Origin of the sequence: Pseudomonas brassicacearum subsp. brassicacearum, from assembly GCF_008801605.1 — a bacterium.
In the GTDB taxonomy this organism is placed as follows: domain Bacteria; phylum Pseudomonadota; class Gammaproteobacteria; order Pseudomonadales; family Pseudomonadaceae; genus Aquipseudomonas; species Aquipseudomonas brassicacearum.
Genome location: NZ_VZPJ01000012.1, coordinates 1 through 12,246, shown reverse-complemented (window position 1 = coordinate 12,246; position 12,246 = coordinate 1). Strand labels below are relative to the sequence as shown.

13 protein-coding genes are annotated in these 12,246 nt (G+C 62.0%); 11 read left to right on the top strand and 2 right to left on the bottom strand.

Going from position 1 to position 12,246, the window contains the following annotated elements; translation table 11 throughout:
- Positions 1 to 80: 80 nt before the first annotated feature.
- Positions 81 to 281, bottom strand: a complete 201-nt coding sequence (locus F7R20_RS23455) for a hypothetical protein (RefSeq protein WP_003198635.1) — start codon at positions 279 to 281, stop codon at positions 81 to 83.
- Positions 282 to 859: 578 nt separating this feature from the next.
- Between F7R20_RS23455 and pcaR the strand changes: the two genes are divergently transcribed.
- From pcaR to pcaC, 11 genes are all read left to right on the top strand, one after another.
- Entirely contained in the window at positions 860 to 1,702 is an 843-nt protein-coding gene (pcaR, locus tag F7R20_RS23450) for a pca regulon transcriptional regulator PcaR (RefSeq protein WP_003184507.1), read from the top strand.
- 140 nt (positions 1,703 to 1,842) lie between these two features.
- Positions 1,843 to 3,189, top strand: a complete 1,347-nt coding sequence (locus F7R20_RS23445; RefSeq protein WP_003198637.1) for an MFS transporter — start codon at positions 1,843 to 1,845, stop codon at positions 3,187 to 3,189.
- A gap of 247 nt (positions 3,190 to 3,436) precedes the next feature.
- On the top strand, positions 3,437 to 4,297 hold the full coding sequence (locus F7R20_RS23440; protein ID WP_003198638.1) for a CoA transferase subunit A: 861 nt from the start codon (positions 3,437 to 3,439) through the stop codon (positions 4,295 to 4,297).
- A complete protein-coding gene (locus tag F7R20_RS23435; protein WP_003198639.1) occupies positions 4,294 to 5,073 on the top strand; it encodes a CoA-transferase subunit beta in 780 nt (259 codons plus the stop codon). Before F7R20_RS23440 ends, F7R20_RS23435 begins: the two co-directional genes overlap by 4 nt.
- Positions 5,070 to 6,275 (top strand): 3-oxoadipyl-CoA thiolase, encoded by a 1,206-nt coding sequence (gene pcaF / locus F7R20_RS23430; protein ID WP_172681394.1) that lies wholly within the window; start codon positions 5,070 to 5,072, stop codon positions 6,273 to 6,275. The genes F7R20_RS23435 and pcaF overlap by 4 nt, the downstream gene beginning before the upstream one ends.
- Before the next feature lie 37 nt (positions 6,276 to 6,312).
- Positions 6,313 to 7,017 (top strand): protocatechuate 3,4-dioxygenase subunit beta, encoded by a 705-nt coding sequence (pcaH, locus tag F7R20_RS23425; protein WP_003198643.1) that lies wholly within the window; start codon positions 6,313 to 6,315, stop codon positions 7,015 to 7,017.
- Position 7,018: 1 nt separating this feature from the next.
- A complete protein-coding gene (gene pcaG / locus F7R20_RS23420; RefSeq protein ID WP_013692452.1) occupies positions 7,019 to 7,585 on the top strand; it encodes a protocatechuate 3,4-dioxygenase subunit alpha in 567 nt (188 codons plus the stop codon).
- Positions 7,586 to 7,781: 196 nt separating this feature from the next.
- Positions 7,782 to 9,077 carry an MFS family transporter gene (locus F7R20_RS23415; RefSeq protein ID WP_003198647.1) on the top strand — a complete coding sequence of 432 codons (1,296 nt, stop codon included), beginning with the start codon at positions 7,782 to 7,784 and terminating at the stop codon, positions 9,075 to 9,077.
- 44 nt (positions 9,078 to 9,121) lie between these two features.
- On the top strand, positions 9,122 to 10,486 hold the full coding sequence (locus F7R20_RS23410; RefSeq protein ID WP_003198649.1) for a 3-carboxy-cis,cis-muconate cycloisomerase: 1,365 nt from the start codon (positions 9,122 to 9,124) through the stop codon (positions 10,484 to 10,486).
- A gap of 12 nt (positions 10,487 to 10,498) precedes the next feature.
- Positions 10,499 to 11,299 (top strand): 3-oxoadipate enol-lactonase, encoded by an 801-nt coding sequence (gene pcaD, locus F7R20_RS23405; protein WP_003198651.1) that lies wholly within the window; start codon positions 10,499 to 10,501, stop codon positions 11,297 to 11,299.
- A 10-nt stretch (positions 11,300 to 11,309) separates the two neighbouring features.
- On the top strand, positions 11,310 to 11,702 hold the full coding sequence (gene pcaC / locus F7R20_RS23400) for a 4-carboxymuconolactone decarboxylase (protein WP_003198653.1): 393 nt from the start codon (positions 11,310 to 11,312) through the stop codon (positions 11,700 to 11,702).
- Positions 11,703 to 11,926: 224 nt separating this feature from the next.
- On the opposite strand, the gene F7R20_RS23395 is transcribed toward pcaC, so the two are convergent.
- A partial coding sequence (locus F7R20_RS23395; protein ID WP_151180616.1) for an OprD family outer membrane porin occupies positions 11,927 to 12,246 on the bottom strand: 320 nt, incomplete at its 5' end.

The following is a 12,246-nucleotide window of genomic DNA, read 5'->3' as shown; positions in this document are numbered from 1 at the left end:
GCTCATGGCGGGCGTGCGCTGTGGTTTCCGGCCTGGGTAGTGGCCGGAGACCTCCTCACAAGAACATCAGGCCCTGAGCGTCACTGCTCTTCGGCTTTGAGTTCTTTTTCCATTTTCTGGAGTTCCTGGGTGAAGGCCTGGTCCTGAACGGTGGCGCGCTTACGCCAGGGTTTGCGTTCCGGTTCAGGCTGCGCGGCGTAGGTGGTGATTTCCCCGCCGTAAACTTCCTTGTAACGTTGTTCCTGGCGCTCAAGTTCCGCGCGCAGTTCGTCTTTCGTCACAGTTGTACCTAATTAATTGAAATTGAATCTGGTGATACGCACTGCATGTAGACATGCAGACGGCCACGGCACCAGAGCTGACAGCTGACGTAGCATCAGGGCTTCGTGTTGTTGCCAATACAGGGGAAGCGACCCTAAAGGTGCTTCGGGCGCCAGGGTATTAACCAAGGTGCCTGCGTACGGGAGCGGTCGATTGGCCGTACCGTCGCTGAATTGCATTATAGCGGTCCAGCTGAATAACACTATCGGGAAATATTTAAAGGGGCCTGTTGTTGTGTGAAACGATGTTTGTATGTGCAAACTTGTGTCAATCAGGTTTCAGAAGATGCTTGCTAGTGCCGATGTCCTGATGCCATTCAAGGCGACAAGTTCAATATCGCCCACGCCCTCACGTCAAATCGCTTGTTGCTCTCGCTCAACTTGTTATCGAGCGTTCGACGGCTGGCGAACTCATGACACCGGGCAGGATTGCGATTATCGGTTGCCGGTTCGATAATCGAACGCTGTTGGCGGTCCGACCCTTGTCTGTCCGTCGGACAGCCGCTTGTAATAGCCGTCATTCCCGGGGAAGACCAGACATGAACGACCAATTGCGCAATGCTTTCACTTCAGTCGCGCCACCGATCGTCGCCTCGCCGGCCAAGCGGATCCAGGCCCTGACTGGCGATCCAGATTTCATGACGTCCCTGGCCCGCGGATTGGCCGTGGTCCAGGCCTTCCAGGAACGCAAGCGGCACCTGACCATCGCCCAGATCAGCCATCGCACGGAAATCCCTCGCGCCGCCGTCAGACGTTGCCTGCATACCTTGATCAAGCTTGGCTACGCCACCACGGACGGGCGCACTTATTCGCTGCTGCCCAAAGTGCTGACCCTGGGGCACGCCTATCTGTCCTCGACACCCCTGGCCGTTTCTGCCCAGCCGTACCTGGACCGCATGAGCGAGCAACTGCACGAAGCCTGCAACATGGCGACGCTCGAAGGCGACGACATCCTCTATATCGCTCGATCAGCCACCACCCAGCGCCTGATTTCGGTCGATCTGTCGGTCGGAGGGCGTCTGCCAGCCTATTGCACTTCGATGGGCAGGATTCTCCTGGCGGCCCTGGATGATGCTTCGTTGCGCGACTACCTGGACCATGCCGACCTGCAAGCCAAGACCAGCCGCACCTTGCACACCCCCGAGGCGTTGCTTGAATGCCTGCAACAGGTGCGGCAGCAGGGCTGGTGTATCGTCGACCAGGAACTGGAACAGGGCCTGCGTTCGATTGCCGTGCCGGTGTATGACGCTTCCGGTCAAGTGGTGGCCGCGCTCAACGTCAGTACCCATGCCGGGCGGGTCAGCCGCAATGAGCTGGAACAGCGTTTCCTGCCAGGCCTGCTGGGGGCCAGCCGCGACTTGAGCGCGCAGCTGTTCACTTAAGCTGTTCGATAAACGCACACAGTCGGCGGCGATGAATTGACGGTATTTGCCTGCCCTCATTAATGTCGCGCAGCGTCATCCGGCGTGTTTCGCCGGTCCCTGATCGTTCGCCTGCGTTTATCGCGTGGAATAAAAATAAAATGAATCAGCCCCAGACCTCCGTAGGCAACTGCCTCGATGTGCAGTCCTTCATCAATGCCCAACCCATTTCGCGCTACCAGTGGCGGGTGGTGATTCTTTGTTTCCTGATTGTTTTCCTCGACGGCCTCGATACAGCGGCCATGGGCTTCATCGCCCCGGCGCTGTCCCAGGACTGGGGTATCGATCGCGCCAGCCTTGGCCCGGTGATGAGCGCCGCGCTGATCGGCATGGTGTTTGGCGCATTGGGTTCAGGGCCGCTGGCTGATCGCTTCGGACGAAAAGTCGTACTGGTGGGCGCGGTCCTGCTGTTCGGCGCGTTCAGCCTGGCGTCGGCCTACAGCACCAACGTCGATCAATTGCTGGTACTGCGTTTCCTGACCGGTCTGGGATTGGGCGCCGGGATGCCGAACGCCACCACCTTGCTCTCGGAATACACCCCGGAACGCAAGAAATCCCTGTTGGTGACCAGCATGTTCTGCGGCTTCAACCTGGGCATGGCCGGCGGCGGGTTCATCTCCGCCAAGCTGATACCGGCGTTCGGTTGGCACAGCCTGCTGCTGATTGGCGGGATCCTGCCGTTGATCCTGGCGGTCGTGTTGCTGTTCTGGCTGCCAGAGTCGGCGCGTTATCTGGTGGTGCGCAATCGCGGCACCGACAAGGTGCGCAAGACCCTGGCGCCGATCGAACCGAACACGGTGGCCCAAGCGGCGAGTTTCAGTGTGCCGGAACAGAAAACCGTGAAAGCCCGCAACGTGCTGGCGGTGATCTTCTCTGGCACCTACAGCGCTGGCACCTTGCTGCTGTGGCTGACCTATTTCATGGGCCTGGTGATCGTCTACCTGTTGACCAGTTGGCTGCCGACCCTGATGCGCGACAGCGGCGCGAGCATGGAGCAGGCAGCGTTTATCGGTGCGCTGTTCCAATTCGGCGGCGTGTTGAGCGCCGTCGGGGTGGGTTGGGCGATGGACCGGTTCAATCCGCACAAGGTCATCGGCATTTTCTACCTGATGGCCGGGTTGTTTGCCTACGCAGTGGGGCAGAGCCTGGGCAACATCACTTTGCTCGCCACCCTGGTGCTGGTGGCCGGCATGTGCGTCAACGGTGCGCAATCGGCGATGCCTTCCCTGGCCGCGCGTTTCTACCCGACCCAGGGTAGGGCCACCGGTGTCTCGTGGATGCTGGGCATCGGTCGTTTCGGCGCGATCCTCGGCGCCTGGATGGGCGCGACCCTGTTGGGCCTGGGCTGGAACTTCGAACAAGTCCTGACCGCCCTGGTGATCCCGGCGGCCCTGGCGACCACGGCGGTGGTGATCAAGGGCATGGTCAGCCATGCGGATGCGACCTGAGCCCACGACATAACCCCTGTGGAAGACAAATCTGAGGGCATGCAGGCTCCCACAGGGTCTGCTTCCACAGGGGCTCTGTGTGCTTGGCGAATATAGATAGCCAAACAACAATCTGTTCGATAAACGAACACTCAGTCGATTATCGGATTGTTTGGCTTTTCCCCCAGGCTTAATCTTCAGTCACTCCGGCGCTTAACCTCGCGCCTTTTTCTTCATGTCGGTCTACTGGAACACGGGAGCCTGCCCCATGGCTGAAATCCTTTCGCTGCACGACGCGGTGAAGCAATTCGTCAACGACGGCGATACCGTCGCGCTCGAAGGCTTCACTCACCTGATCCCTACGGCGGCGGGTCATGAAATCATTCGCCAGGGAAAGAAAGACCTGACCCTGGTGCGCATGACACCTGACCTGATCTATGACCAGTTGATCGGCGCCGGTTGTGCTCGCAAGTTGATTTTCTCCTGGGGCGGCAACCCTGGCGTCGGGTCGTTGCACCGCTTGCGCGATGCCGTGGAGAAGCAGTGGCCACACCCGCTGGAGATCGAGGAACACAGCCACGCCGACCTGGCCAACGCCTACGTCGCCGGCGCCTCTGGCCTGCCGTTCGCGGTGCTGCGGGCCTACGCCGGTTCCGACCTGCCGAAGGTCAACCCACTGATCAAGAGCGTGACCTGTCCCTTCACCGGTGAAGTATTGGCCGCTGTACCTTCGGTGCGCCCGGACATCACGGTGATCCACGCCCAGAAAGCCGACCGCAAGGGCAACGTGCTGCTGTGGGGCATTCTCGGCGTGCAGAAAGAAGCGGCCCTGGCCGCCAAGCGTTGCATCGTCACCGTGGAAGAAATCGTCGACGACCTGAACGCGCCGATGAACGCTTGTGTACTGCCGACCTGGGCATTGAGCGCCGTGTGCCTCGTGCCGGGTGGTGCCCATCCGTCCTACGCCCACGGCTACACCGAGCGTGACAACCGTTTCTACCAGGCGTGGGATCCGATCGCCCGGGACCGTGAGACCTTTACCGCATGGATCAACGAATACATCCATGGCACTAAAGACTTCAGTGAATTCCAGGCCAGACTGGCAGCCGCTTCGCAGGTGAAACCATGACTTACTCCACCAACGAAATGATGACCGTCGCCGCGGCGCGTCGCTTGAAGAACAATGCCGTGTGCTTCGTTGGCATCGGCCTGCCGTCGAAAGCGGCCAACCTGGCGCGGCTGACGTCGTCGCCGGACGTCGTGCTGATCTACGAATCCGGCCCGATCGGTGCCAAGCCCAGCGTACTGCCGCTGTCCATCGGCGACGGTGAGCTGGCGGAAACCGCCGATACCGTCGTACCGACCGGTGAGATTTTTCGCTACTGGCTGCAGGGCGGGCGCATTGACGTCGGTTTCCTCGGCGCAGCCCAGGTCGACCGTTTCGGCAACATCAACACCACGGTGGTGGGCGACTACCATCAGCCGAAAGTCCGCCTGCCGGGTGCCGGTGGCGCACCGGAAATCGCCGGTTCGGCCAAGAGCGTGTTGATCATCCTCAAGCAGTCGGCTCGCTCGTTTGTCGACAAGCTGGATTTCATCACTTCGGTCGGCCATGGTGAAGGCGGCGATTCGCGCAAACGTCTGGGCCTGCCCGGCGCCGGTCCCGTGGGCATCATCACCGACCTGTGCATCATGGAACCGGAAGCCGACACCCATGAGTTCGTGGTCACTGCGCTGCACCCCGGCGTGACCCGCGAGCAAGTCATTGCGGCCACCGGGTGGGCGATCCGTTTCGCCGACCAGGTGCAAACCACCGCCGAGCCGACCGAGCTGGAGCTGAGCGCACTGCGCGACCTGGAAGCTCGTACTGCGGCGGCCCACGGTCAGACACCGGGAGAAGCCTGATGCGCGACGTTTATATCTGTGATGCGATTCGAACCCCCATCGGTCGGTTTGGCGGCGGTTTGTCCGCCGTGCGCGCCGACGACCTGGCGGCCGTGCCGATCAAGGCGCTGATGGAGCGCAACCCATCGGTGGACTGGAGCGCAGTGGACGAAGTGTTTCTCGGCTGCGCCAACCAGGCCGGCGAAGACAACCGCAACGTGGCGCGCATGGCGCTGTTGCTGGCGGGCCTGCCGGAAAGCATTCCCGGCGTGACCCTCAACCGCCTTTGCGCCTCGGGCATGGACGCCATCGGTACGGCGTTCCGTGCCATCGCCAGTGGTGAGATGGAGCTGGCCATCGCCGGTGGGGTGGAGTCAATGTCCCGTGCGCCGTTTGTGATGGGCAAGGCCGACGCGGCGTTTTCCCGCAACATGAAGCTGGAAGACACCACCATCGGCTGGCGTTTCATCAACCCATTGATGAAAGCCCAGTACGGTGTGGACGCGATGCCGCAGACCGCTGATAACGTGGCTGATGACTACGCCGTGTCCCGCGCCGACCAGGACGCTTTCGCCTTGCGCAGCCAACAGCGCACGGCAGCGGCCCAGGCGGCAGGTTTTTTCGCCGAAGAAATCGTTCCGGTGCGTATCACCCACAAGAAAGGTGAAACCGTGGTCGAGCAGGATGAGCATCCTCGCGCCGATACCACGCTGGAAACCTTGAGCAAACTCAAACCGGTCAATGGTCCCGACAAAACCGTCACTGCCGGCAACGCCTCGGGTGTCAACGATGGCGCGGCTGCACTGATCCTGGCGTCGGCCGAAGCGGTAAAAAAACACGGCCTGACGCCGCGCGGCAAAGTGCTGGGCATGGCCAGTGCCGGCGTGGCGCCGCGGGTGATGGGCGTCGGGCCGGTGCCGGCGGTGCGCAAGCTCATTGAGCGCCTGGGCCTGGCGGTTGCGGATTTCGATGTGATCGAACTCAACGAAGCTTTTGCCAGCCAGGGCCTGGCGGTGTTGCGCGATTTGGGGCTGGCGGACGATGCGCCCCAGGTCAACCCGAACGGCGGAGCCATCGCCCTCGGCCATCCCCTGGGCATGAGCGGGGCGCGCTTGGTGATGACGGCGCTGCACCACTTGGAAAAGACCGGCGGCAAGAAAGGCTTGGCGACCATGTGCGTCGGCGTCGGCCAAGGGCTGGCGCTGGCGATCGAACGCGTCTGACGCGTCGTTCTACTAATAAGAATTCGAGGAACGCTGCATGACTGACAAGCCTGGTTATCGTCGCCCCCAAGCGGGCACCCAGCCGGAGTATCTGCACCCGCCGTACCAGTCCACCAACCTGCGCTCGCCGTCCAAGCCGTTGGTGTTTCTGCCTCATTCGCTGTCGGAAATTACCGGCCCGACTGTCGGTGCCGACCGCGTGCAAGAGAAGGACCACGACCTGACCGCCCAGCATGCCGGCGAGCCGCTGGGGGAGCGGATCATCATTCACGGGCGCGTGCTGGACGAGCATGGCCAGCCGGTGCCGGGCATCCTGGTGGAGATCTGGCAGGCCAACGCCGCCGGTCGCTACAACCATGACCGCGACAACCATGACGCGCCACTGGACCCGAATTTCACCGGCACCGGTCGCACCGTCACCGACGCCGATGGTTGGTATCAGTTCCAGACCATCAAGCCTGGCGCCTATCCGTGGGGCAACCATCACAATGCCTGGCGCCCGGCGCACATCCATTTCTCACTGTTCGGGCCGAGCATTCTGACGCGCCTGGTGACGCAGATGTATTTTCCGGGCGACCCGTTGCTGGAATACGACCCGATCTACAACTGCGTGCCGGACACCCGCGCCAAGGAACGCTTGATCGCCAGTTTCGACCTGGAAAAAACCGTCCCTCACTACGCCCTCGGTTACCGCTGGGACATCGTCTTGCGCGGCCGCGATGCCACGCCGATGGAGAAATAAGATGACGCTCACCGCCACCACGTCCCACACCGTTGGCCCTTACTACCACATAGGCCTGACCTGGCTGAACCGCGAAGACCTGACCGTCGCACAAACCCTCGGTCAGCGCGTGGCGATCACCGGGCAGGTGGTCGACGGCAATGGCCAGTTCGTCAACGACGCGATGCTGGAAGTCTGGCAGGCCAACGCTGCCGGTAAATACGCCCACCCGGAAGACGACCAGGACAAACCCCTGGACCCGCACTTCGAAGGCTTTGGCCGGGTGCCGGTGGATGCCGAAGGGCGCTTCCGATTCACCACCATCAAGCCGGGCACTGTGCCAGGGTTGAACGGTACGACCCAGGCACCGCATCTGGTGGTGCTGGTGTTCGCTCGCGGGCTGGTCAAGCATTTGCTGACGCGTATCTATTTCGACGGCGAACAGGCCAACGAAACCGACCCGCTGCTGGCCTGCGTACCCGAGGAGCGTCGCGCCACGATCGTGAGCAAGCCCGATGCGTCGGGTGTGTATCAATGGAACGTGATCCTGCAGGGCACGGATGCCGAGACGGTGTTCTTCGATTACTGAGTGAGTCAACACTGGCGCCATCGCGGGCAAGCCTTGCTCCCACAGGGGTACACGACATGCGATGGGCAATGGCAACAACCTCTGTGGGAGCAAGGCTTGCCCGCGATAGCGTCAGTCCAGGCAATGCAATACTGTGGAACGGGACTGTTACTAAGTGTGTCTAGACTTTGTTAAGTCCCCAACGAGCGAGTAACCCATGACCACCCCAACCAGCCACTACACCGGTGAAGAACGCAGCAAGCGCATCTTCGCCATCGTCGGTGCCTCATCCGGCAACCTGGTCGAATGGTTCGACTTCTACGTCTACGCGTTCTGCGCGATTTATTTCGCGCCGGCGTTCTTCCCCTCGGACAACCCTACGGTGCAACTGGTCAACACGGCCGGTGTGTTCGCCGCCGGTTTCCTGATGCGGCCTATCGGCGGTTGGATTTTCGGCCGGGTGGCGGACCGTCACGGGCGCAAGAACTCGATGATGATCTCGGTGCTGATGATGTGCTTCGGCTCGTTGCTCATCGCCTGCCTGCCCACTTACAAGGACATCGGCGTCTGGGCGCCGCTGTTGCTGTTGTTCGCGCGTTTGCTGCAGGGGCTGTCGGTGGGTGGCGAATACGGCACCACCGCCACCTACATGAGCGAAGTCGCCCTCAAGGGCCAACGCGGCTTTTTCGCCTCGTTCCAGTACGTGACGCTGATCGGCGGGCAATTGCTGGCGGTGTCGCTGGTGGTGATCCTGCAACAGTTCCTCAGCGAAGACGAGCTGCGTGCCTATGGCTGGCGGATTCCATTCGTGGTGGGTGCCGTGGCTGCGTTGATTTCCCTGTTCCTGCGGCGCTCCCTGAAGGAAACCAGCAGCAAGGAAATGCGCGAGAACAAGGACGCCGGCAGCATTATGGCGTTGTTTCGCAATCACAAGGCCGCGTTCATCACCGTGCTGGGCTACACCGCCGGTGGTTCGCTGATTTTCTACACCTTCACCACTTACATGCAGAAATACCTGGTGAACACCGCCGGCCTGCACGCCAAGACCGCCAGCTACATCATGACCGGCGCGCTGTTCCTCTATATGTGCATGCAGCCGTTGTTCGGCATGCTGGCGGACAAGATTGGCCGGCGTAATTCCATGCTCTGGTTCGGAGCCCTGGGGGCGTTGTGCACGGTGCCGATCCTGCTGACCCTCAAAAGCATCAGCAGCCCGTTCCTGGCGTTTGTCCTGATTACGTTGGCGCTGGCGATTGTCAGTTTCTACACCTCCATCAGTGGCCTGGTGAAAGCGGAAATGTTTCCACCTGAAGTGCGGGCGCTGGGAGTAGGGTTGGCTTACGCGGTGGCCAATGCGATTTTTGGCGGCTCGGCGGAGTACGTTGCCTTGAGCCTGAAGGCCCAGGGCATGGAGAACACTTTTTACTGGTATGTCACGGTGATGATGGTGGTGGCGTTCCTGTTCAGCCTGCGCCTGCCCAAGCAGCCGGCGTATTTGCACCACGACCTTTGACCCAACCGCGCCGGCCGTGAGGCCGGCGCACCCAAGGACTGTTTATGAGCGAACGACCGGGCAATCAGCTGTTCGATGCCTACTTCACGGCTCGCGACATGCGCGAGGTGTTCTGCGATGCGGGGCGGGTCCAGGCCATGCTGGATGTCGAGGCCGCGCTGGCCCGGGCCGAGGCGCGGGTAGGGTTGATCCCCCAGGATGCGGTGGCGCCGATCGAGAACGCCTGCCGTGCCCAGTTGTACGATTTTTCGGCATTGAGCGAAGCGATTGCCAGTGCCGGCAATTCGGCGATCCCGTTGGTCAAGGCATTGGGCAAGCGCATCGCCACCGAGAGCGCCGAGGCCGAGCGCTATGTGCACCTGGGCGCGACCAGCCAGGACGTGATGGACAGCGGGCTGGTGCTGCAACTGCGCCAGGCGTTGGGCTTGATCGAGGCGGAGCTGGCGCAACTGGCCGGCACCCTGGCCCGCCAAGCCGAACGCTACGCCGCCACGCCGCTGGCCGGGCGCACCTGGTTGCAGCATGCGACGCCGGTGACCCTGGGGATGAAAATCGCCGGTTGGCTGGGGGCGATCACCCGCAGTCGCCAACGTTTGAAAGAACTCAAGCCGCGCTTGCTGGTACTGCAATTCGGCGGCGCCTCCGGAACGCTCGCCGCGTTGGGTGAGCAGGCGCTGCCTGTCGCCGAAGCCCTGGCTGCCGAGTTGCAACTGAACCTGCCGGAACAGCCGTGGCACACCCAGCGCGATCGCCTGGTGGAGTTCGGCGCGGTGCTGGGTTTGATCGCCGGTAGCCTGGGCAAGCTGGGCCGCGACATCAGCCTGTTGATGCAGACCGAAGCCGGCGAAGCGTTCGAGCCGTCGGCGCCGGGCAAGGGCGGTTCGTCGACCATGCCGCACAAACGCAACCCGGTGGGCGCGGCAGTGCTGATCGGCGCAGCGACGCGAGTACCTGGCTTGTTGTCGACGCTGTTCAGCGCCATGCCCCAGGAACACGAGCGCAGCCTGGGCCTGTGGCACGCCGAATGGGAAACCCTGCCGGAGATCTGCTGCCTGGTGTCCGGTGCCTTGGAACAGGCGCGGCTGCTGGCCGAAGGGCTGGAAGTGGACGCGGCGCGCATGGCCCGCAACCTGGAACTGACCCAGGGATTGGTGCTGGCCGAAGCGGTGAGCATCGTCCTGGCCCAGCGTGTGGGGCGCGACACGGCGCACCATCTGCTGGAGCAATGTTGCAAGCGCGCCGTGGCCGAGCAACGGCATTTGCGTGATGTGCTGGGGGATGAACCCCAGGTCACTGCGCAGCTATCCGCGACCGAGCTTGATCATCTGCTCAACCCGGCGCACTACCTCGGACAAGCCCAGACCTGGGTCGCCCGGGCCGTGGCCGAACACCTTTTCTTGAACGCCTGAAAGGAGATTGTTGTGGGATTCGTCAAACTCGCCGAGGGCGATCTGAACTATCGTTTTGATGGGCCGCAAGACGCCCCGGTGTTGGTGCTCTCCAATTCCCTGGGCACCGATCTGCACATGTGGGACGAGCAGGTTGCGGCCTTCAGCGAACACTTTCGCGTGCTGCGCTTCGACACGCGCGGACATGGCCAGTCGCTGGTGACCGAAGGCCCCTACAGCATCGAACAACTGGGCCGCGATGTGCTGGCGATGCTTGATCAGTTGAACCTCGACAAGGTGCATTTCTGTGGCTTGTCCATGGGCGGGTTGATCGGCCAGTGGCTGGGGATCAATGCCGGCGAGCGTCTGCACAAACTGGTGGTGTGCAACACCGCGGCCAAGATCGGCGATCCGTCGGGGTGGAACCCGCGCATCGAAACCGTGCTGCGTGACGGCAAGGCGGCGATGGTGGCGTTGCGCAATGCCTCGATTGCCCGTTGGTTTACCCCTGACTTTGCCGAGGCCCAGCCTGCGACGGCAAAAAAAATCACCGACATGCTCGCCGCCACTTCGCCCCAGGGCTATGCGGCCAACTGTGCGGCGGTGCGTGATGCCGATTTCCGCGAGCAGTTGTCGTCGATTCGCGTACCGTTGCTGGTGATCGCCGGCACCGAAGATGCCGTGACGCCGCCGTCGGGTGGGCACTTCATCCAGGAGCGGGTCCGTGGGGCCGAGTACGCCGAGTTCTACGCCGCGCACCTGTCCAACGTCCAGGCCGGTGCCGCGTTCAGCGCGCGGGTGTTGGATTTCCTGCTCGATTCTGGCCGTGCCTGAGGAGTTTTTTGTGGACGAGAAACAACGTTACGACGAAGGCATGCAAGTACGCCGCGCGGTCCTGGGCGATGCCCACGTCGATCGCAGCCTCAGTGCCCTGACCGAGTTCAACAGCGAATTCCAGGAGATGATCACCCGCCACGCCTGGGGTGATATCTGGACCCGCCCGGGCCTGCCGCGCCACACCCGCAGCCTGATTACCATTGCCATGCTGATCGGCATGAACCGCAACGAAGAACTCAAGCTGCACCTGCGCGCCGCCGCCAACAACGGCGTGAGCCGCAGCGAGATCAAGGAAGTGATCATGCAGAGCGCCATCTACTGCGGCATCCCGGCGGCCAACGCGACCTTCCACCTGGCCGAATCCGTCTGGGATGAACTGGGCGTCGAATCGCGGGTTTGAGAACCACCGCCGATCCCTGTGGGAGTCAATACTGTGGGAGCAAAGCTTGCTCGCGATGCAATGCCACACTCACCAGAAATGCCACAGACCCACCGCTATCGCGAGCAAGCTTTGCTCCCACACGGGATCTTCAGTGAGCACTGATTTTGTGCTCGGCACCGATTCCTTGTGGGAGCGAGCCTGCTCGCGATGACGGTGGTACTGCCTCCCTCCATGTTGGGTTTTTACAGCAGGCTGATCGGATAGCTGACGATCAACCGGTTCTCATCGAACTCATTGGTGCTGTAATCCCGACGCATCGTCGAGTTTCGCCACTTCACATTGAGGCTCTTCAGCGCGCCGCTCTGCACGGTATAGGCCAGCTCACTTTCACGGCCCCATTCCTTGCCGTCGTCAACGGTGGCGGTGTGCACGTTGTCACCGCTGATGTAGCGGTTCATCAGGGTCAGGCCCGGCACGCCGACAGCGGCGAAGTTGAAGTCGTGGCGCACTTGCCAGGATTTTTCCTTGGCGTTGTCGTAGCTGGAGTTGTAGCTGTCGTTGG